General features: G+C 73.5%; 18 protein-coding genes. 10 read left to right on the top strand and 8 right to left on the bottom strand.

From position 1 onward, the window contains the following. Positions 1 to 63 precede the first annotated feature (63 nt). Both AB0M93_RS30975 and AB0M93_RS30980 read right to left on the bottom strand, forming a co-directional pair. The gene (locus AB0M93_RS30975) at positions 64 to 1,545 is read right to left on the bottom strand and encodes a cobyric acid synthase (RefSeq protein WP_364279665.1); all 1,482 of its coding nucleotides are present in this window, start codon (positions 1,543 to 1,545) and stop codon (positions 64 to 66) included. Then, positions 1,542 to 2,465: a cobalamin biosynthesis protein gene (locus AB0M93_RS30980; protein WP_364279668.1), complete on the bottom strand. Its 924-nt coding sequence runs from the start codon at positions 2,463 to 2,465 to the stop codon at positions 1,542 to 1,544. The genes AB0M93_RS30975 and AB0M93_RS30980 overlap by 4 nt, the downstream gene beginning before the upstream one ends. A gap of 35 nt (positions 2,466 to 2,500) precedes the next feature. Here AB0M93_RS30980 and AB0M93_RS30985 point away from each other — a divergent pair, with 35 nt between their 5' ends. From AB0M93_RS30985 to AB0M93_RS31000, 4 genes are all read left to right on the top strand, one after another. Beyond that, positions 2,501 to 3,103, top strand: a complete 603-nt coding sequence (locus AB0M93_RS30985; RefSeq protein WP_364279671.1) for a bifunctional adenosylcobinamide kinase/adenosylcobinamide-phosphate guanylyltransferase — start codon at positions 2,501 to 2,503, stop codon at positions 3,101 to 3,103. A gap of 14 nt (positions 3,104 to 3,117) precedes the next feature. Then, a complete protein-coding gene (gene cobT / locus AB0M93_RS30990; RefSeq protein ID WP_364279674.1) occupies positions 3,118 to 4,131 on the top strand; it encodes a nicotinate-nucleotide--dimethylbenzimidazole phosphoribosyltransferase in 1,014 nt (337 codons plus the stop codon). A gap of 572 nt (positions 4,132 to 4,703) precedes the next feature. After that, complete coding sequence (locus tag AB0M93_RS30995) at positions 4,704 to 5,444, top strand: adenosylcobinamide-GDP ribazoletransferase (protein WP_364279676.1); 741 nt, start codon at positions 4,704 to 4,706, stop codon at positions 5,442 to 5,444. 33 nt (positions 5,445 to 5,477) lie between these two features. Further along, the gene (locus AB0M93_RS31000; protein WP_364279679.1) at positions 5,478 to 6,164 is read left to right on the top strand and encodes a YafY family protein; all 687 of its coding nucleotides are present in this window, start codon (positions 5,478 to 5,480) and stop codon (positions 6,162 to 6,164) included. On the opposite strand, the gene AB0M93_RS31005 is transcribed toward AB0M93_RS31000, so the two are convergent. The 5 genes from AB0M93_RS31005 to AB0M93_RS31025 all read right to left on the bottom strand — a co-directional run bounded on the left by AB0M93_RS31005 (position 6,148) and on the right by AB0M93_RS31025 (position 11,478). Next, the gene (locus AB0M93_RS31005; RefSeq protein WP_364279682.1) at positions 6,148 to 6,504 is read right to left on the bottom strand and encodes a VOC family protein; all 357 of its coding nucleotides are present in this window, start codon (positions 6,502 to 6,504) and stop codon (positions 6,148 to 6,150) included. The genes AB0M93_RS31000 and AB0M93_RS31005 overlap by 17 nt on opposite strands. 82 nt (positions 6,505 to 6,586) lie before the next feature. Continuing rightward, positions 6,587 to 7,603: an Rv2231c family pyridoxal phosphate-dependent protein CobC gene (gene cobC, locus AB0M93_RS31010; protein ID WP_364279684.1), complete on the bottom strand. Its 1,017-nt coding sequence runs from the start codon at positions 7,601 to 7,603 to the stop codon at positions 6,587 to 6,589. Continuing rightward, positions 7,596 to 8,915 (bottom strand): cobyrinate a,c-diamide synthase, encoded by a 1,320-nt coding sequence (locus AB0M93_RS31015; protein WP_364279687.1) that lies wholly within the window; start codon positions 8,913 to 8,915, stop codon positions 7,596 to 7,598. The genes cobC and AB0M93_RS31015 overlap by 8 nt, the downstream gene beginning before the upstream one ends. Before the next feature lie 5 nt (positions 8,916 to 8,920). Next, the gene (gene cobO / locus AB0M93_RS31020; RefSeq protein ID WP_364279690.1) at positions 8,921 to 9,535 is read right to left on the bottom strand and encodes a cob(I)yrinic acid a,c-diamide adenosyltransferase; all 615 of its coding nucleotides are present in this window, start codon (positions 9,533 to 9,535) and stop codon (positions 8,921 to 8,923) included. Beyond that, positions 9,535 to 11,478, bottom strand: coding sequence for a putative cobaltochelatase (locus tag AB0M93_RS31025; RefSeq protein WP_364279692.1), 1,944 nt, complete (start codon positions 11,476 to 11,478; stop codon positions 9,535 to 9,537). Before AB0M93_RS31025 ends, cobO begins: the two co-directional genes overlap by 1 nt. Before the next feature lie 67 nt (positions 11,479 to 11,545). Between AB0M93_RS31025 and cbiE the strand changes: the two genes are divergently transcribed. From cbiE to AB0M93_RS31055, 6 genes are all read left to right on the top strand, one after another. Beyond that, entirely contained in the window at positions 11,546 to 12,697 is a 1,152-nt protein-coding gene (gene cbiE, locus AB0M93_RS31030) for a precorrin-6y C5,15-methyltransferase (decarboxylating) subunit CbiE (RefSeq protein WP_364279694.1), read from the top strand. Between the two features lie 343 nt (positions 12,698 to 13,040). Then, the gene (gene cobM, locus AB0M93_RS31035; RefSeq protein ID WP_364280142.1) at positions 13,041 to 13,802 is read left to right on the top strand and encodes a precorrin-4 C(11)-methyltransferase; all 762 of its coding nucleotides are present in this window, start codon (positions 13,041 to 13,043) and stop codon (positions 13,800 to 13,802) included. After that, positions 13,799 to 14,815 carry a Gfo/Idh/MocA family oxidoreductase gene (locus AB0M93_RS31040; protein ID WP_364279697.1) on the top strand — a complete coding sequence of 339 codons (1,017 nt, stop codon included), beginning with the start codon at positions 13,799 to 13,801 and terminating at the stop codon, positions 14,813 to 14,815. Before cobM ends, AB0M93_RS31040 begins: the two co-directional genes overlap by 4 nt. Continuing rightward, positions 14,812 to 15,531, top strand: coding sequence for a cobalt-precorrin-6A reductase (locus tag AB0M93_RS31045; protein WP_364279700.1), 720 nt, complete (start codon positions 14,812 to 14,814; stop codon positions 15,529 to 15,531). Before AB0M93_RS31040 ends, AB0M93_RS31045 begins: the two co-directional genes overlap by 4 nt. Next, a complete protein-coding gene (bluB, locus tag AB0M93_RS31050) occupies positions 15,528 to 16,187 on the top strand; it encodes a 5,6-dimethylbenzimidazole synthase (protein ID WP_364279702.1) in 660 nt (219 codons plus the stop codon). Before AB0M93_RS31045 ends, bluB begins: the two co-directional genes overlap by 4 nt. Positions 16,188 to 16,205: 18 nt before the next feature. Further along, on the top strand, positions 16,206 to 19,301 hold the full coding sequence (locus tag AB0M93_RS31055; RefSeq protein ID WP_364279704.1) for an arabinosyltransferase domain-containing protein: 3,096 nt from the start codon (positions 16,206 to 16,208) through the stop codon (positions 19,299 to 19,301). A 4-nt stretch (positions 19,302 to 19,305) separates the two neighbouring features. On the opposite strand, the gene AB0M93_RS31060 is transcribed toward AB0M93_RS31055, so the two are convergent. Then, complete coding sequence (locus tag AB0M93_RS31060) at positions 19,306 to 19,920, bottom strand: LysE family translocator (protein WP_364279707.1); 615 nt, start codon at positions 19,918 to 19,920, stop codon at positions 19,306 to 19,308. Between the last annotated feature and the right edge of the window lies 1 nt (position 19,921).

Genomic DNA, 19,921 nt, shown 5'->3' on the forward strand with positions numbered 1-19,921 from the left:
ACCGCGGCCCGACGCCACAGCACTCCGGGCGGTCCGAACCGCAAGCTCTCCCGCTCTCCCGCGCTACGGCGCGCCGGGCGGGACGAACGGCAGGCCCGGGGGTGCACCCCGTTCCAGCAGCGTCTCCAACGTTGCCGTGTCGAGGTGCTCGTCCACCGCGTCCGCCAGCTTTTCCAGCATCTCCTCGCGCAGGTCGCCGAAACCAGGCGCGTCCGGTGCCGGCGTCCAGGTCGCCCCCGCCTGCCCTGCCGCTTCCGTCAGCCACGCGCGGCGGAACGCGTCGTTCTCGAACGCGCCGTGCCACATCGTGCCCCAGACCGCGCCGGTGCGTGCTCCGTCCAGAAAGGACTCCGCCGGTGCCGTCGTGGTCACCGAGCCGTGGTGGATCTCGTAGGCGTCCACCCGGTGGCCCCGCCATGCCCCCGTGGGCCGGGCCAGCACCTTCTCCGGTGCGAACGTCACCCGTCCCGGGAGCAGGCCGAGGCCGGGCACCGTGCCCACGCCGGACTCAACTTCGTCCACAATGGACTCTGTGAGCATCTGGTAGCCCCCGCAGATGCCGAGGACCGGCCGGCCCGCCGCCGCGCGGGAGGCCACCGCCGTGTCGAGACCGCGGTCGCGCAGCCAGGCCAGGTCGCCCACCGTCGCGCGCGAGCCCGGCAGCACCACGATGTCCGCCGCCGCGACCACGTCAGGGTCGGCCGTCAGCGTCACCGTCACCCCGGGTTCGGCGGCCAGCGCGTCGACGTCGGTGGCGTTGGACGCGCGCGGGAACCGGACGACCGCCACGCCGAGCCCGCCGCCGTGCGCCTCGCGGCGCCAGCCCGCCGCCGCGAGGGCGTCCTCCGAGTCGATCCACACCCGGTCGAGCCACGGCAGCACGCCCAGCACCGGCCGCCCGGTGACCTTCTCGAGGCTGTCCAGGCCCGGGCGCAGCAACCCGACGTCGCCGCGGAACTTGTTGACCACCCAGCCCGCGACCAGCGCCTGGTCCTCGGCCGACAGCAGCGCGAGGGTGCCGAACATCGCCGCCAGCACGCCGCCGCGGTCGATGTCGCCGACGACCAGCACCGGCAGCCCGAACCGCCGCGCGAGCCCCATGTTGACGTAGTCGCCGCCGCGCAGGTTGATCTCCGCCGGGCTGCCGGCGCCCTCACAGACGACGACGTCGTAGCGCGAGCTGAGGTCCGCGAAGGCGCCGAAGGCGATCTCGGCCAGCCCGGCGCGACCGGTGGCGTACTCCCCCGCTTCGAGGGTGCCGAACGGCTTCCCGAGCGCGACAACGTGACTGCGCCGGTCGCTGCCCGGCTTGAGCAGCACCGGGTTCATCGCCGCCTCGGGCTCGGCGCCCGCGGCGCGGGCCTGCAGCCACTGGGCGCGGCCGATCTCGGCGCCGTCGGCGCAGACCATCGAGTTATTGGACATGTTCTGCGCCTTGAACGGCGCGACGCGCGCGCCATGGCGCGCCAGCCAGCGGCAGATCCCGGCGGTGACCAGGCTCTTCCCGGCGTCGGACGTCGTCCCGGCGACGAGCAGCCCGTTCACCGGGCCACCACCGCCGCCAGCGCGACCGCGGCGGCGCCCACCCGACGCGACAACCGGACCGCGCGCCGCAGGTCGACCGGCTCCGGTTCGCGCCCGTCCCCGAGCCGCGCCCGGCTCTCCACCTCGCCGCCGTAGCTGTTCGTCCCGCCGAGCCGGACGTCCAGCGCGCCCGCGAACGCGGCCTCGACCTGGCCGGCGTTGGGGCTGGGGTGCCGTCCGCCGTCGCGCCGCCACATCCGCCATGCCTCCCGCGTCCGGCCGCCCGCGCACAGCACGGTGAGCGCGGCACCGATCCGCGACGGCGCCAGGTTGACGACGTCGTCGGCCCGCGCCGCGGCCCAGCCGAAGCGGCGGTAGCGCGGCGAGCGGTAGCCGACCATGGCATCCAGGGTGTTGAGCGCGCGGTAGCCGAGGAGTCCCGGAATCCCGGCGACGGCGCCCCAGAACAGCGGCGCGACCACGGCGTCCGACGTGTTCTCGGCGATCGACTCGGTGGCCGCGCGGGTCAGCTCGGCGGAGTCAAGCGTCGTCGCGTCGCGGGCGCAGAGGTGCGAGAGCCGCTGACGCGCTTCGGGCACTTCGCCCGCTTCGAGCAGCCGAGCCATCTCGGAGCCTTCGGCGGCGAGGCCACGCCCGCCGAGCACGACCCACGTGCAGACAGCTGTGGTCGCGAAGCGCGCGAAGGGACGTCGCCGCGTCGCCGTCTGAAGGGCAACGCCGAGGCCGACAGCGCCGAACGTGCACAACGCGGCGTACGCGACCCCGCGCGGCTTCGAGTCGGCCCACAGACGGTGTTCCAGGCGGGCGGCGGCGGTACCGAACAGAGCGACCGGATGCCCCGTTCGGGGGTCACCGAACAGAGCGTCGGTAACGTATCCGGTCACGAGTCCGGCTGTGGTTGTCCCTAGACGGAGTGGCACGTGGCGCACGGTAGCGCGTGCACCAGAATGCCGGTATGACGAAGCTGACCCACCGGCTCGCCGGGTATCTGGAATCCCTGGCTCGCGCCCTACGCCGGTACGGGCGCGACGAAGGCAAGGTGCTGGTCCTCGGCGGGGTCCGTTCGGGGAAGTCGCGGCACGCCGAGCGGCTCGTCGCCCGCCACGCGCACCTCGTCTACGTGGCGCCCGGCCTGCCCGCGGGCGAGGACGACCCCGAGTGGGCCGCGCGGGTGGCCGCGCACCAGGCCCGGCGGCCGGCGAACTGGAAGACCGTCGAGACCACGGACCTCGCGGGCGTCCTCCGGAGCGCGACCGAGCCACTGCTGATCGACTGCCTCGGCACGTGGCTGTCCCGCGTGCTGGACGACGTCGGCGCGTGGCGGCAGAAGCCGGGCTGGGAGCACCGCCTGGACGACCGGCTCGAGGACTTCCTCGCCGCGTGGGCCGCGGCGCGGGTGCCGGTGGTCGCGGTCAGCAACGAGGTCGGCAGCGGTGTGGTGCCCGCAACGTCGTCCGGACGGCTGTTCCGTGATGTGCTGGGCGCACTCAACAACCGGGTGTCCGCCGACGCCGACCGGGTCGTGCTGGTCGTCGCGGGCCGGGCGCTCGACCTGTAGCCCAGGAGGCGCCCGTGTTCGACGTACCCGTGCCCGACCCCGCCGCCCGCACCGCCGCGCTGGAGCGCCTCGACGGCCTGGTCAAGCCGCTCGGCGCGCTGGGCAGGCTGGAGGAGATAGCCGCCTGGTTGTCCGCGGCGCACGGAAGCGTCCCCCCGCGGCCCCTGGACGACGTCCGGGTGGTCGTCTTCGCGGGCGACCACGGCGTGTCGGCGCTCTCGGCGTACCCGCGCGAGGTGACCGCGGCGATGGTGCGGGTGTTCCTGGCCGGCAAGAGCGGCGTGAACGTCCTGGCCGCGCAGGTCGGCGCCCGGGTGCGGGTCGCGGACCTCGGCGTCGACTGGGACGGCGCGGACGTCCCGCCCGAGGTCACGGCGCACAAGATCCGCCGCGGTTCGGGCTCGATCGACGTCGAGGACGCGCTGCAGCCGGGCGAGGCCCAGGCGGCGTTCGAGGCGGGCCGGGTGATCGCGCTGGAGGAGCGCGAAGCGGACGTGCTGATCCCGGGCGACATGGGCATCGGCAACACGGCGATGTGCGCGGCCCTGGTGGCGGCATCGCTGGGCCTCCCGGCGGCGGAGGTGGTCGGCACGGGAACGGGCGTCGACGCGGCGGGCCTGGAGCGCAAGACGGCCGCGGTGGCCGCGGCCCTGGCCCGGACGACGGGCCGCACGGAGGACCCGTTCGAGCGCCTGACGGCCCTGGGCAGCGCCTGCGTGGCGGCCACGGCGGGCTTCCTGGTCCAGGCGGCGGTGCTGGGCATCCCGGTGCTGCTGGACGGAGTCTTTTCGGGCGCGGCGGCCCTGGTGGCGCGGGACATCGCGCCGGGAGCGGAGCAGTGGTGGCTCGCCGGGCACCGATCGACGGAACCTTCGCAGGCGTTCGCGCTGAAGGCCCTGGGGCTGGAGCCGATCCTGGACTTCGGCCTGCGGCTGGGCGAAGGCAGCGGAGCGGTCCAGGCGGTCCCGACCCTGCGGGCGGCGCGCGCCATCCTGGCCGACATGGGCCTGCTGGCCGACCTGGCATGAGGGCAGGTCGCGGCGCCGGCCCGCGCCGGTCGCGCATCCGGTGTGGCGGGCGGCCGTGCCGCGGGCTGACCTGCCGCGGTGTCGTCCGCAGCGGATCAGCTGCAGCCGACGCCGCGACCACCCTGACTGGCCGGAGTGGCGTGTGACCGACCAAATCATCACCCAAGCCCGCGAGGTCCAGGCCCGTGCCGGTTCGCGCCGACACTCAGGCAGCCGGCCGCCCGTGCGACCGGCCCGGAGGCAGCTGACCCAGGACCCGCGCAGCGGACAACCTCTGCCCGGCCCGTTCACCACCGCGACCATCCCGACAGGCCGGAGTGGCGTGTGACCGACGAAACCACCACCCAAGCCCGCGAGGTCGAGGCCCGTGCCGGTTCGCGCCGGCACTCGGGCAGCCGGCCGCCCGTGCGACCGGCCCGGAGGCAGCTGACCCACGACCTGCGTAGCGGACAACCCCTACACAGCCCGTTCAACGCCGCGACCGGGATGCCGGCCCGTCTCGGTGACCCGCACCGCGCTCAGCCTTCTGTGGACAACTCGGCTCCTTTCCCCTGTGCTGTGGACAACCCGGCATGAGCCGCTGGCTCGACTCCGTGCGGATGGCCGTCGGGACGTTGACCACCGTTCCCGTCCCGGCGCCCCGCGTCATCGACCGGCGGGTCGCCGGCGGGGCCATGCTGCTCGCGCCGCTCGCCGCTCTTCCGCTGGCCGTGGCCGCCGGGCTCGTCGTCGCCGCCGGCGCCGCGCTCGGCGTTCCGGCTCTCGCGACCGCGGCACTTGCCCTGGGAGCCGTCGCGCTTGGCAGCCGGGGGCTGCACCTCGACGGGCTCGCCGATACCGCCGACGGGCTCGGTGCCTCCTATGACCGCGCCAAGGCCCTCGACGTCATGCGCCGCGGCGACTCCGGTCCCACCGGGGTCGCGACTCTCGTTCTCGTCCTCCTCGTCCAGGTCGGCGCGCTCACCGCCGCCAACCCCTTCACGGCAGCCGCCGCCGTTCTCGTCGGGCGGTGCACCCTGTCGATGGCGTGTGCGCGCGGCGTGCCCTCTGCCCGGCCCGAAGGCCTCGGTGCCACCGTCGCCGGCTCGGTTCCGCGCGTCGCCGCGGTTGCCGTCGGGGTGGGCGCCGCCGGGCTCGCCGTGCTGCTTCCCGGTGTTCCGTGGTGGCGTGGGCCGCTCGCCGTTCTCCTTGCCTACGCCGTCGCCGGTGCCCTTCTGCTCCGGTGCACCAAGCGCCTCGGGGGTGTCACCGGCGACGTCCTCGGCGCCGGCGTCGAAGCCGCCGTTGCGGCCGCACTACTCGCGCTCGTATGAAAACTGTCGTACCCCTTCCCTACAGTCGGCCGCGTGAACCGGACCGATCGTCTTTACGCCCTCGTCGAGGAACTCCGCGTCGTCTCGCCTCGCCCGCGCAGCGCACGCTGGCTCGCGAGCCGGTTCGAGGTGAGCGTGCGCACCGTCGAACGGGACATCAGCGCGCTCCAGCAGTCCGGCGTGCCCATCTACGCCGAGACCGGCCGCACCGGCGGGTATTGCCTCGACAAGGCCCACACCATGCCGCCCGTGAACCTGACGCCCGCCGAGGCCGTCGCGATGGCCCTCGCGCTGAAACACCTCGACGGCACCCCGTTCCGGGCGGAAGGTCGCTCGGCGCTGCGCAAGCTCGTCGCGGCGATGCGGCAGGAGGACGCCGCCGCGGCGCGGGACCTCGCCGCCTGCGTCCACCTGCTCGGCGAGGGTCCCATCCCGCCGATGCCGCACGTGCTCGGCATCCGCCGTGTCCTGCGCATCCGGTACGCCGATCGCGACGGCACCGTCACCCGCCGGGAGATCGAGCCGCTGGGCTACGTCGGCAAGCCGGACCACTGGTACCTCGTGGCCTGGTGCCGGCTGCGCGGGGCCATCCGGGCGTTCCGCACCGACCGGATCGCCTCGTTCTCCGTGACCGCCGAAGTACCGCCGCTCCGCCGGCTGCGGCCCGAGGACCTCGACATCCCCTACGGCGCCCCCGAGCCGCTCACTTTGGCGGGGTGAACACCGAGAAGTGGTTGCCCGCCGGGTCGAGCACGTGCGCGAAGGTGACGCCGACGGGGTTGACCGCCGGCGGGCGTTGCACGGTGCCCCCGGCGGCTTCGACCCGCTTGCAGGCGGCTTCGACGTCCTCGACGAGCACGGTGAACACCGCGTAGTCCTTCTCGGCCCTGGCCAGGCCGCCACGCGAGCCGCCGGTGTTGATCACGCGGTAGGCCGGGTCGGTGCTCGCGGACTCGTCTTGCGCGACGGTCCAGCCGAAGACCTCGCCGTAGAACCGTTCGGCGGCCGCCGGGTCCGGGGTGCCGATCTCGAACCAGGCGACGTCGTTGAATCCGGGCATGATGGTCCTTTCGCTGCCTCACCGGGCGTTTCCCGGTCTGCACCCACTCTCGGCGACGGCAGCGACAACCCCCTGTCGGTGTTTACAAAACTTTCCGCAACGCGGTGAGGAACGCGTCCGTCGTCGCGCGGTCGCGCACGGCCAGGCGCAGGTGATCCGGCCCCAGCCCGGGGAACGTGTCCCCGCGGCGCACCGCGTAACCCACCTCGCGCAGCCGCGCCCGAACCGCCGCCCCACCCGGGACTCGGACCAGCACGAACGGCCCACGCGGGTCGCCCAGGACCGAAACACCCACCGCCGTCAGGCCGGACACCAGGTACTCACGGTCGGCTTCCGCCGTCACCGCGAGCTTTTCCGCTTCCTCCAACGCGGACGGACGGCAGCAAGCCACCGTCGCCACTCCCGCCAATGTGGACACCGACCACGGCACCTGGACCGTGCGCAGCCGCTCGATGACGTCCGCCGGGGCGAGCACGTACCCGGCGCGCAGCCCGGCCAGCCCCCACGTCTTCGTCAGGCTGCGCAGCACGACGACGCCCGGGTGCCCGGCGGCCAGGCTTTCGACCTCGCCGGGGACCGCGTCGAGGAACGCCTCGTCGACCACCAGCAGCCGTCCGGGCCGCGCCAGCGCACGCAGCGCCGACGCCGGGTGCAGCACCGACGTCGGATTGGTCGGGTTGCCCACGAACACGAGGTCCGCACCGGACGGCACCAGCGCCGGGTCGAGCACGAAACCGTCCGCTTCGGACAGAACCACGCGTTCGACCGCGTGCCCGGCGGCTCGCAGCGCGGCCTCCGGCTCGGTGAACTGCGGGTGCACGACCACCGCCCGCCGCGGCTCCAACGCCGAGGCCAGCAGGGTGAACGCCTCCGCGGCACCCGCGGTGACCAGCACTTCTTCCGGGTTACGCCCGTGCCGCGCGGCCACCGCCCGCGTCGCCTCCACCGAGGACGGATAGGCGGCCAGATCGTCCACAGCGGACACCAGCTCCTGCCGCAGCCACGACGGCGGCCGCGGCAGCCGGACGTTCACCGCCAGGTCCACCAGCCCCGGCCCGACCTCGCGGTCGCCGTGGTGGTGCAGGTCGTACTCAGCCATGGGCCCGGGCCCGGGCGGCGAACCGGTGGGCCAGCTCGGGGTACCCCGCCCAGTGAACGTGCAGGTAGGACGCGTGCAGTGTCGGCGACGCGAAGCCGTCGAGCTGCCGGTCCCAGCCCCAAGCGGCCGACGCGCCGTGCGACGGCGTCACCTCGGTGCGGTGGAATTCGTGCCCGGTGACGCGCTGCCCGGCCGCGGCCAGGAGGTTGTCTTCGACGGCGACCGCGCGCCGGTAGCCGAGCTTGCCGCGGGCGGTCATCTTCGCGTCCGCGGGCACCGCGCCGACCATCGGCACGCCGTCCAGGGACTGGCACAGGTACAGCAACCCGGCGCATTCGGCGCTGACCGGCATCCCGCGCTCGATGGCCGAAGCCACCGCAGAACGCAACGCCGTGTTCGCCGACAGCTCGGCCGCGTGCACCTCGGGAAAGCCGCCGCCGAAGTACAGTCCGGCGCACCCCTCGGGCAGCGTTTCGTCCCGCAGCGGGTCGACGTCCACCACCTCGACCCCGCAGGCGGCCAGCAGCTCGACGTTTTCGGTGTAGCGGAAGGTGAACGCCGGACCGCCGGCGGCCGCGATCGTCACCCGTGGACCGTCCACACCGGACGGTTCCCAGGCCGGCACCGAAAGCGGCGGGGCGGCCGACGCGATCCGGACGATCGCCTCGAGGTCGACGCCGTCGCGCACCCAGGTGGCGAGCGCGGGCAGCACGTTCTCCGCCTCCGCGGCCCGTTCCGCCGCCGGGACGAGCCCGAGGTGCCGGCTCGGCGCGTGGATCTCTTCGTTGCGGTACAACGCACCCAGCAGCGGGACGCCGGTGGCTTCCAGTGCGGACGCGATCTCGTCGCGGTGCCGTTGCGAACCCAGCTTGTTGAGGATGACCCCGGCGAGCCGCACGCGGTTGTCGTAGTGGGCGAACCCGAGGACGGTCGCGGCGACGCTGCGCGAGGCCGCCGATGCGTCCACGACCAGGACCACCGGCGCGTCCAGCAGACGCGCCACGTGCGCGGTCGAGGCGTACCCCTCGGTGCCGAGCGCGCCGTCGAACAGGCCCATCACGCCCTCGATCACGGCGATGTCGGCGCCGCGGGAACCGTGCCGCAGCAACGGAACCAGCTGCTCCTCGCCTTGGAGGAACGGGTCGAGGTTGCGCGCCGGACGTCCGGTGGCGAGCGCGTGGTAGCTCGGATCGATGAAGTCCGGCCCCACCTTGTGCCCGGACACGCGGTGCCCGGTCGTGCGCAGCGCCGCCATCAGCCCGGCGGCGATCGTGGTCTTGCCGTGCCCGGAACCGGGCGCGGCGATCACCACCCGCGCTACCACTCGATCCCCCGCTGGCCCTTCTGGCCGGCGTCCATCGGGTGCTTGACCTTGGTCATCTCGGCGACCAGGTCGGCGGCCTCGACCAGCTCCGGCGGCGCGTACCGGCCGGTGATGACGACGTGCTGGTGCCCCGGCCGCGAGACCAGCGCGGACACGACGTCGTCGACGTCGAGCCAGCCCCACTTCAGCAGGTAGGAGAACTCGTCGAGGACGTAGAAGTCGTGCGTCTCGGCGGCGAGCCGGCGCTTGATCTCCGCCCAGCCTTCGCGCGCGTTCTCCGCGTGGTCCTCTTCGGTGCCGGACTTGCGCGCCCAGCTCCAGCCCTCGCCCATCTTGTGCCACTCGACCGGCCCGCCCTGGCCGGTGTCGTCGTGCAGCTTGCCCAGCGCGCGGAACGCGGCTTCCTCGCCGACGCGCCACTTCGCCGACTTCACGAACTGGAACACGCCGATCGACCAGCCCTGGTTCCAGGCGCGCAGGGCCATCCCGAACGCGGCGGTCGACTTGCCCTTCATCTCGCCGGTGTGCACGGCGAGCAGCGGCCGGTTGCGGCGCTGGCGCGTGGTCAGGCCGTCGTTCGGGACGGCTTCCGGCTTGCCCTGCGGCATCAGGCGGCCCTTCCGGTCCGGGCGCGGACGGCGTCCGCCAGCGATTCGGCGGCGACGTCGGCGAGGGGGACGTGCTCCGCGCCGAGGTGGGCGGCGAGGTCGGCGGCCAGTCCGAGCCGCATCTTGCCGCTCTCGCAGTCCATGACGATCGCCGTGACACCGGTCAGCAGCCCGGCCGCGGCCTGGGCGCGCGCGACGGCGTCCGGTCCGCTGGTGGCGCGCCCGTCGGTGACGACGACCAGCAGCGGGCGGCGCCGCGGGTCGCGGATCTCCTCGACGCGCAGCACGCGCGCCGCCTCCAGGAGCCCTTCGGCCAGCGGCGTCCGGCCGCCGGTCGGCAGGCCTTCCAGCCGGGACGCGGCGGCGTCGACGCTGATCGTCGGCGGCAGCGCGAGCTCGGCCGCGGTGCCGCGGAAGGTGACGAGCCCGACCTTGTCGCGGCGCTGGTAGGCGTCGAGCAGCAGCGACAGCACGGCGGACTTGACCTCGCGCATGCGCGCCTTGGCGCCCATCGAGCCGGACGCGTCCACGCAGAACAGCACGAGATTGCCTTCGCGGCCTTCGCGCAGCGCGAACCGCAGGTCTTCCGGGCGCAGCTTCAGGCCGGCGCCGTCGCGGCCGCGGGCTTTCTGGTGCGGCGCCGCGGCTTTGACGGTCGCGACCAAGTGCGGCCGTCCTTCGTGGACACTCGGGGGCTGGACTCCGATGGTCCGGCCGCTGTCGGTGATCGCACGCGAACGACGTCCGCGCTCGCCTTCGCCCATGCCCTTGACGCGGAAGACGCGGGCCTTGAACGTCTCGCCGGCGCCGACGGTCTTCTGCTGCCCGCCACTCTGCTTCGGTTCGCCCTGCGGCGCGTTCTCGCTGCCCTGCGGGGCTTCGTCCCGGTCGGGCGCCGGCCCCGAGCCGGGGCCGTCGTCCTCGGGTCCCTGGTCCGGCTGCGCGTCCTGCAACGCCTGCTCCAGCTGCTCTTCCGAGATGCCGGGGGCGTCGAACGGGTTGCGGCGGCGGCGGTGCGGCAGCGCGAGCCGGGCGGCGATGCGGACGTCGTCCGTGGTCACCTCGTCGCGGCCGGCCCAGGCTGCGTGCGCGACCGCGGTGCGAGCGGTGACGATGTCCGCGCGCATGCCGTCTACCTCGAAGGACGCGCAGACCTCGGCGATCTGGCGCAGGGCTTCGTCGGGGAGCTTGACGGCGGGCAGGAGCCGTTGCGCGGCTTCGATGTCCGCGGCGAGCTGGGCGTCTTCTTCGGCGTACTGCGCGGCGAAGGCGTCAGGATCGGCTTCGTAGGCCAGGCGGCGCCGGACGACCTCGACGCGCTGCTCCGGGTCGCGGCTGGAGGCGACCTCGACGGTCAGCCCGAACCGGTCCAGCAGCTGCGGCCGCAGCTCGCCCTCTTCGGGGTTCATGGTGCCGATCAGCACGAACCGCGCCGCGTGCGACACCGAGACGCCCTCGCGTTCCACGGTCGCGCGGCCCATCGCGGCGGCATCCAGGAGCGTGTCGACGAGGTGGTCGTGCAGCAGGTTGACCTCGTCGACGTAGAGGAGCCCGCGGTGCGCGGCGGCCAGGAGGCCGGGCTGGAAGTCCGTGACGCCTTCGGCGAGCGCGCGTTCCAGGTGCAGGGAGCCGATGACGCGGTCTTCGGCCGCGCCGACGGGGAGTTCGACCAGCTTGGCCGGCCGGCGGTGGCTCTTCGCGCCGTCGTGCGGGCCGTCCGGGCAGAGCGGGTCGGGGGCGGCGGGGCCGCAGGAGAACCGGCAGCCGTCGACGACGTCGACCCCGGGCAGCAGGCCGGCGAGCGCGCGGACCATGGTCGACTTCGCGGTGCCCTTCTCGCCGCGCACCAGCACCCCGCCGACGGCGGGCGAGATCGACGAGAGGACCAGCGCCAGGCGCAGGTCGGGCAGCCCGACGACGGCGGTGAACGGGTACGGCTTCAACAGCGCTCCTGAGGTCGGCGACCGGCCGATCATCGCACAGCGCCAGGCTCGCTTAGGGTGGGAAATCGTGCGCGAAAAATCACCTCTGACGGTCGTCGGGATCGGGGCCGACGGCTGGTCCGGGCTGTCGGAGCAGGCCAGAGCCGCGGTGCTCGCCGCCGACGTCGTGCTGGGCGCGCCACGGCAGCTGGGGTACCTCCCCGAGGCGGTCCCGGCGCAGGCGTGGCCGACGCCGTTGCTGCCGGGGCTCGACGCGGTCATCGCCGAGCACGAAGGGGCCCGGATCTGCGTCCTGGCCAGCGGAGATCCGTTTTTGTCGGGGGTGGGTGCCACACTGGTGGCCCATGGATACGAGGTCGAGGCGCTGCCTGCGCTCTCCTCGGTGACACTGGCTCGGGCACGGCTGGGCTGGTCCGCCGAGGAGACCGAGGTGGTCACCATCGTCGGCCGGTCGTCGGCCCGCGTCGCCCGGGTGCTGGCGCCGCGCCGGCGGGTGCTCGTCCTGGGTGCCGACGCGACGGCTCTGCGCTCCCTGCTCACCGTGCGGGGTTATGGCGAGAGTGAGCTGATCGCGCTGGAGAACCTGGGCGGGCCCGACGAGCGCATCTCCGACGGCTGGACCGGCGATCCCGGTCCGCTGACGGTGTTCGCGCTGGCGTGCGCGGGTCCGGCGTTGCCGCTGATCGGCATCCCGGACGACGTGTACGCCCACGACGGGCAGCTGACCAAGCGCGACCTCCGCGTGTCGGCGCTGGCCCGCCTCGCGCCGAATCCCGGCGAGCTGTTGTGGGACGTCGGCGCGGGCGCGGGCAGCGTCGGCATCGAGTGGTCGCGGCTGAACGGCCTGAACCGCGCGGTGGCGATCGAGCGCTCGCCGGAGCGGGCGGAACGGATCGCGCGGAACGCATTGGACCTGGGAGTACCGGAGCTGGAGGTGGTGACGGGAGACGCACCGGAGGCGCTGAGCGCGCTGCCGGCACCGGACGCGGTCTTCATCGGAGGCGGCGTGACGGCGCTCGGCGTACTGGACGCGTGCCTGGCGACGGGCGCGCGGGTGGTGGCTCACGGCGTGACGCTGGAGGCCGAGCAGGTCCTGGCGCGAGCGTACGAGGAGCACGGAGGCGAGCTGCTGCGGATCGGCGTGGAGCGGGCGGCACCGCTGGGCGGCTTCACGGGCTGGACCCCGGCGCGGGTCGTGACCCAGTGGAGCAGCCGATGACCGGCGGGCGACCGGCGGCCACGGATCGCGTGGGGCAGGCGACGGGCCCGCGCTTGGCCGGCGGACGTGGTGCGGCGCATCGAGGCCGGGTAACGCGAACCGCGGCCGGGGAGCAGCCGATGGCGGGCAGCCGGCCGACGGCGACGGGCCCGCGCTCGGCCGACGGGCGTGGCACAGCCCACCGCGGCCGGGCAACGCGAACCGCACGCGGGTCCGGGGAGCAGCCGGTGACCGCGTGGCCCATCTGCGGCGTGCGGCCGGTGACGAGCACGACATCGACGGCCGCTCGCGGTGTGTGGCAGCCTGCCTTCGCGCGTCCCGCCACCCCGACCTGGAGCAGCCGATGACCGTGCACTTCATCGGCGCCGGGCCCGGGGCCGCCGACCTCATCACCGTTCGGGGGCGGGATCTGCTGGCCCGCTGCGGTGTCTGCCTTTACCCCGGCAGCATGACCCCGCCCGACCTGCTCGCCTACTGCGCGCCCGGGACCGAGTTCGTCGACACGGCGAACCTCAGCCTCGAGCAGATCGTCGGGAAGCTCGTCGATGCGCACCGCGCCGGGCACGACGTTGCGCGGCTGTGCTCCGGGGACCCCTCGCTCTACAGCGCGGTCGCCGAGCAGATGCGGCGACTGGATGCCAGGGACGTTCCCTACGAGGTCGTTCCCGGCGTGCCCGCCTTCGCCGCGTCGGCCGCCGCCTTGAAACGGGAACTCACCGTGCCCGAAATCGGGCAAAGCCTGGTGATCACCCGCGTTCAGGCGCGCTCCACCAGGATGCCGGCCGGCGAGACCCTCGCCGCCTTTGCCGCGACCGGGGCCACCCTTGCGCTGCACCTCGCCATCAACCACGTCGAGCGGGTGGCCGGGGAACTCACGCCGCACTACGGCGAGGACTGCCCCGTCGCCGTCGTCGCGCTTGCGAGCCAGCCCGGGGAGACCGTCGTGCGCGGGGTGCTCGGGGAACTCCCGGCGCTCGTCCGCGAAGCCGGGATGACCCGCGCCGCCACCATCTTCGTCGGGCGGGTGCTCGGTGCCAGCGGCTTTCCCGACAGCTTCCTCTACTCGAGTGCCCGTGACCGGGCGGACCAACCGGAGTCGTTGTGACGGAACTGCGCTGGGGCCTGCTGGCCGCCGGGACCATCGCCGCCCACTTCGCCGCGGGCGTCGACGAAAGCAAACACGGCGTGCTGGGCGCCGTTGCCGCGCGGGATGGCGAACGCGCCCGGGAGTTCGCCGCGCGCTTCGACATCCCGAAGGCCTACGGCAGCTACGAAGACCTTCTCGCCGACCCGGACATCGACGCCGTCTACGTCTCGACGCCGCACGCCCTGCACAAGGAGTGGGCCATCGCGGCCGTCGAAGCCGGCAAGCACGTGCTCTGCGAGAAGCCGCTGACGATCACCGCCGCCGATGCCGGGGAGGTGATCGACGCCGCCCGGGCGCACGACGTCTTCCTGATGGAAGCGTTCATGTACCGGCTGCACCCGCAGACGCGGCGGCTGGCCGAGCTGATCTCCTCCGGCGCCATCGGGGAGGTCCGCGCGGTCGACACCACCTTCTCCTTCGACAGCAACCCCGAGGAAACCGCCCGGCTGAGCGACCCCGCGCTCGGCGGCGGCGGGATCCTCGACGTCGGCTGCTACTGCACGTCGCTGGCGCGGCTGGTCGCGCAGGCGGCCACCGGGCAGGACGTCGTCGAGCCGGCCGAGGTCAGCGGCATGGCGCACCTGTCCGCCACCGGCGTCGACGAGTGGGCGACCGGCCTGCTGCGCCTGCCCGGCGACATCCTCGCCACGATCTCGTGCGGGATCCGGCTCACCCGCGAGGACGGCATCCACGTGTTCGGCTCGCTCGGGCAGCTCCACATCCCGCGCCCGGCGTGGATCCACCCGCTGCGCGACCCCGGCGTCTCGCAGATCATCCTGACCCCGGCCGACGGCGAGCCGGAGGTCATCGAGATCGAAGCGACCCAGGGCGTCTTCGCGCGCGAAGCGGACCACGTCGCCGCGCACGTCGAAGACCGCCAGGCGCCCGAGCTGACCTGGGCCGAGACCCTCGCCAACATGCGGACGCTGGACCGCTGGCGGGAAGCCGTCGGCTACGGGCGTCGCGCGTGATCCTCATCCTCGGCGGCACCGGCGAAGCCCGGCAGCTCGCCGAAGCGCTCACCGAGCGCGAAGTCCGCGTTGTCTCTTCGCTGGCGGGACGCGTCGCGCGGCCGAGGCTCCCCGTCGGCGAAGTACGCGTAGGCGGCTTCGGCGGCCCGGAAGGGCTCGCGCGGTACCTGCGCGAGCACGGGATCACGGCCGTCGTGGACGCCACGCACCCGTTCGCCGAACGCATCGGCACGAACGCGGCGAAAGCCGCCGAACTGACGCGAACGCCGCTGCTCAGGCTGGCCAGGCCGGGCTGGCAGGCCGGGCCGCAGGACGACTGGTACTGGGCCGACGACCTCGCCGATGCCGCGCGAAAGCTTCCTGACCTGGGCAAACGCGTGTTCCTCACCAGCGGGCGCCAGGGCCTGCCTGCCTTCGCGCACCTCGACGACCTGTGGTTCCTGATCCGCTGCGTCGACCCGCCCGAGCCGCCGCTGCCGCGCCACCACGAGCTGCTCCTCGCCCGCGGGCCGTACGAGGTGGCCGCCGAACGCGAGCTGCTCGGCCGGGTGGACGTCCTGGTCACCAAGGACTCCGGCGGCGCGCAGACCAGCGCCAAACTGACCGCCGCCCGCGAGCTCGGCCGGCCCGTCCTGCTGATCAGGCGGCCGGAACGCCCCGGCACCGAGATCGCCGAAACCGTCCCCGAAGCCGTCGAATGGGTCCTGCACCGATGATCGAAGAGTTCTACGAAGTCCTGCGCAAGCGGCGGGACGTCCGCGGCGAGTTCACCGGCGCGCCCGTCCCCGAAGCCACGCTGATGCGGGTCCTCGAAGCCGCGCACGCCGCGCCGAGCGTCGGGCTCACGCAGCCGTGGGACTTCGTGCTGGTCGACGACGTCGCGACGCGCGAGCGGTTCGCCAAGCACGTCCACGAGGAGCGTGAGGTGTTCGCCGGGCAGCTCGGCGAAGACCGCGCGAGCACCTTCGCGAACATCAAGATCGAGGGCATCCTCGAAGCGAGCCTCGGCGTCGTCGTCACCTACGACCCGGCGCGCGGCGCCCCCGACGTGCTCGGCCGGCACGCCATCGCCGACGCCGGCCTGTACTCGGTGTGCCTCGCGATCCAGAACCTGTGGCTCGCCGCCACCGCGGAGGGCCTGGGCGTCGGCTGGGTGAGCTTCTACCGCGAACCGTTCCTGAGCGAGCTGCTCGGCATCCCGGCCGGGATCCGGCCGGTCGCGTGGCTCTGCGTCGGCCCGGTGAGCAAGCTCGAGACCGTGCCCGACCTGGAACGCCACGGTTGGCGCAGCCGCCGTCCCCTGACCGCGGCGATACACCACGGCAGGTTCACCCCGCGTGACCCGGGGGCTGCGTCAACCTCCGTCATCTGACCCGTTAGCGTTGCGCCGATGCGTCTGATTGCCGTAGCGCTGGGGTTGCTCTCGGCCTTGTGCGCGCTGGCTTTCCCCTTCCTGCCGGTGGTGCAGGACACGGCGGAGGTCGTCTGGCCGACCGGCAGCGACACCCGCTCCGTCAACGCGCCCTTGACCGGGTACTGGGCCGAGGACCTGCGCGCCGAGGTGCCGTGCGCGGCGATCCGCTCGGTCGACGCCCGCACGAACGGCCCGGGCCTGCTGTTCGCCACCGTGCCGGACGGCCGCACCGACCCGAAGGCCGGCAACGGCGTCGGCCTGCAGCTGCGCGTCGACAACGGCGTGCTGCTCGCCTCCAGCCAGGGCCAGCAGATCGCCCAGCAGCCGCTGCCGGCCGAGAAGTGCGACGTCGAGCTGGACGTCGACGCGACGCAGATGACCCTGGCCGTGGCCGGGACGCCGATCTTCCACACCGGCGGCGACGTCCGGCCCCGCGTGATCGGCATCTACTCCTCGATCAACTCGAGCAAGGACCCGATCGCCGGCCTGCACGTCTCGGTCGTGCCGGACACGCGCTACCAGACGTCGCCGACCGCGCTGAAGATCGTCGTGGGCGTGCTCGCCGTGCTGTCGCTGATCGGCTGCCTGATCGCGGTCTGGCGCCGCGACTCCGGCTTCGCGAGACGCGCGCCGCGCTGGGCGCCGGTCGGCTGGTGGCGGCTGACGGCGCGAGACGTCACGGTGATCGCCGCGCTCGGCGCGTGGGTCTTCATCGGGCCGGTGACCTCGGACGACGGCTACATCCTCACGATGGCCCGGGTCACCGAGTCGACCGGGTACCTGACCAACTACCACCGCTGGTTCGGCGTCGCCGAGGCGCCGTTCGGCTGGTTCTACCACGTCTTCGAGCTGATGACGCACGTCAGCACGGTGCCGCCGTGGATCCGGCTGCCGTCGTTCCTGCTCGGCGTGCTCAGCTGGCTGCTGATCAGCCGCGAGGTGATGCCGCGGCTGGGCACCCAGATCCGCACCAGCCGCCCGGCCAGCTGGGCCGCCGCGACGGTGTTCCTGATCTGGTGGATGCCCTACAACAACGGCGTCCGCCCGGAACCGGTGGCCGCGCTCGGCTCGCTGCTGGCGATCTGCGCCGTGGAGCGCGCGCTGGTGACGCGCCGGCTGCTGCCCCTGTGCCTCGGCCTGACCGCGGCCGGGTTCACCCTGGCCGCGACGCCGACCGGGTTGATCGCGGTGGCGCCGTTCCTGGTCGCCGCGCGTCCCCTGTTCAAGCTGATCCGCCAGCGCGCGAACGAGAACGGCTGGCTTCCGGTGCTCGCGCCGGTCGCCGCGGCCGGGCTGCTGGTGCTGGTCGTGGTGTTCGCCGACCAGACGTTCGCGACCGTCCAGGAGGCGACCCGGATCCGGACCCAGGTGGGCCCGAACCTGTCGTGGTTCCAGGAGCTCGCGCGCTACCAGCTGCTGTTCGCCGACCTGCCGGACGGCTCGGCGCCGCGCCGGTTCCCGGTCCTGCTGGTCGTGCTGTGCACCGCCACCTGCCTGGTGATGCTGCTGCGCCGCGGCCGCATCCCCGGCGCGTCGCTCGGCCCCGCCCGCCGCCTGATCGGCACGACGGCGGTGTTCTTCCTCCTGCTGGCCCTGACGCCGACGAAGTGGACGCACCACTTCGGCGCGTTCGCCGCGGTCGGCGCGTCGATGGCGGCGCTGGCCGCGCTCGCGACCAGCTCGACGGTACTGCGGTCGAAACGCAACCGCGCGGCCTTCCTCGCGGCGCTGCTGGTGGTCGCCGCGCTCGCCGCGACCGGGCCGAACACGTACTGGTTCGTCTCGCGCCTCGGCGTCCAGTGGACGAACGTGGCGCCGTCGATCGGCGGCATCCCGCTGTCGACGATCCTGCTGGTCGCGGCCGCGGTCGCCGGGATATACGCGTTCGTCGAGAACGTCCGCGCGCACCGGCCGGGCTTGCCCGAGCAGCCCCAGGAAGGCAAGCGGCGCGCGCTGCGGCTGGGGTCGCTGTCGCTGGTGGTGGTCTGCGGCCTGGTCGCGGCGGGCGAGTTCGTCACGATGGCGTGGGCGATCCACAACCAGTCCGGCAGCTACAGCCTGGGCGCGGCGAACATCGGGCACCTGTTCGGCAAGAGCTGCAACCTCTCCGACCACGTGATGGTCGAGCGCGACGCGGCGACCAGCATCCTGCACGCGCAGACCGAGCAGCGGACGGTCGCGGAGAAGCCGAAGGAACCGGCCAACTCGCCGCTGCCGAACCCGGACCAGGACAACGGCCGCGTCCAGACCGGCTTCCACACCCGCCCGGTCGACGACAAGGACCCGCTGGCCGAGCCGCCGCACGGGTTCACCCCGGACCGGGTGCCGATGTGGTCGAGCTACCTCGACCCGGAGACGCGCGCCGGGCGGCTGCGCAGCGACTGGTACGCGCTCACGGAGAAGCCGGCGGACGGCCAGATCGTGGTGGCCACGGCCGGCGCGGCCCGGCGTCCGACGTCGGTCAGCCTCGACTACGGCGTCGACACCCCGGACGGCGTGAAGGTCCTGCGCAGCCAGTTCATGCTCCCGCCCGGCTCGGGCACGGGTGGCTGGAACGACACCCGCATCAACCTGCGCGACCTCCCGCCGGAGACGAACGCGGTCCGCATCAACATCGTCGACAACGACCTGACGGAGGACGGCTGGATCGCGGCCTCGGCCCCGCGCGTCCCGACGTTCACGACGCTGACGGACCGCATCGGCTCGAAGCCGGTGTACGTGGACTGGCCGGCGTCGTTCGTGTACCCGTGCGTCCAGCCGGTGACGTCCCACGACGGCATCTCGCAGGTCCCGGACTACCGCATCACGGCGGGCGGCCTGGCGGACGAGGCCCAGTGGGCGTCGTCGACGAACGGCGGCCCGATCGGCTGGCTGGAGGAGCTGGCCGAGGAGCCGGAGGTGCCGAGCTACCTGATCGGCCAGCCGAGCCAGTCGTGGGGCCAGCTGCTGCAGATCGAACCGTTCACCGAAGGCATCGCGCCGACGGTGGTGCACGGGGAGAAGACGGTGCCGGGCTGGTGGTCGCCGGGACCGGGACCGCGGCAGCCCAACGGCAAGGACCCGACGCGCTGACCGCTCACGGAAGTCCCTGGATGGCCAGCCCGACGCCGAATCCGAGCAGCAGCACACCGGTGCTGTATTCGATTCCGGAGCGGACCTTGGGCCGGCGCAGCACGGCGCCGATCCGGTCCACCGTGAAGACGTACAGGCTGAACCAGGTCAGGTACAGCACGGCGAACACCCCGCAGTAGGTGAGCGCCTTCCCCAGCACCGGTCCGTCGGCGGGCAGGAACTGCGGCAGGAACGTCAGGAAGAAGACGGCGAGCTTGGGGTTCAGCGCGTTGGTCAGGAACCCCTTGCGCAGGCACCGCAGCGGTTTGCGGTCGGTCGGTTCACCGGTCGGCTGGTCGGTCGCCGCGCGGCGCGCCATGCGGACGGTCTGCACCCCCATCCACACCAGGTAGATCGCGCCGACGACCTTCAGCACGGTGAACGCCACCGGAGACGCGACCAGGACCGCGGTGAGCCCGAGCGACGCCGCGGTGGCGTGCACGGTGAGCCCGGTGGCACCGCCCAAGGTGGTCATGAAGCCGGACCCCTTGCCGCGGACCAGGGACTGCCGGGTGATCAGCGCCTGGTCCGGGCCGGGGATGACGATGATGACGAGCGCGGCCGCGATGAAGACCCACATG

The organism is Amycolatopsis sp. NPDC051102 (assembly GCF_040682815.1).
In the GTDB taxonomy this organism is placed as follows: Bacteria; Actinomycetota; Actinomycetes; order Mycobacteriales; family Pseudonocardiaceae; genus Amycolatopsis.

What these genes read in the sequence shown, in the direction of transcription:
- AB0M93_RS30985 (WP_364279671.1), top strand. Translation starts at nt 2,501, where the DNA reads ATGACGAAGCTGACCCACCGGCTCGCCGGGTATCTGGAATCCCTGGCT.
- AB0M93_RS30995 (WP_364279676.1), top strand. Translation starts at nt 4,704, where the DNA reads ATGAGCCGCTGGCTCGACTCCGTGCGGATGGCCGTCGGGACGTTGACC.
- AB0M93_RS31005 (WP_364279682.1), bottom strand. Translation starts at nt 6,504, where the DNA reads ATGCCCGGATTCAACGACGTCGCCTGGTTCGAGATCGGCACCCCGGAC.
- cobC (WP_364279684.1), bottom strand. Translation starts at nt 7,603, where the DNA reads ATGGCTGAGTACGACCTGCACCACCACGGCGACCGCGAGGTCGGGCCG.
- cobO (WP_364279690.1), bottom strand. Translation starts at nt 9,535, where the DNA reads ATGCCGCAGGGCAAGCCGGAAGCCGTCCCGAACGACGGCCTGACCACG.
- cobM (WP_364280142.1), top strand. Translation starts at nt 13,041, where the DNA reads ATGACCGTGCACTTCATCGGCGCCGGGCCCGGGGCCGCCGACCTCATC.
- bluB (WP_364279702.1), top strand. Translation starts at nt 15,528, where the DNA reads ATGATCGAAGAGTTCTACGAAGTCCTGCGCAAGCGGCGGGACGTCCGC.
- AB0M93_RS31055 (WP_364279704.1), top strand. Translation starts at nt 16,206, where the DNA reads ATGCGTCTGATTGCCGTAGCGCTGGGGTTGCTCTCGGCCTTGTGCGCG.
- AB0M93_RS31060 (WP_364279707.1), bottom strand. Translation starts at nt 19,920, where the DNA reads ATGTGGGTCTTCATCGCGGCCGCGCTCGTCATCATCGTCATCCCCGGC.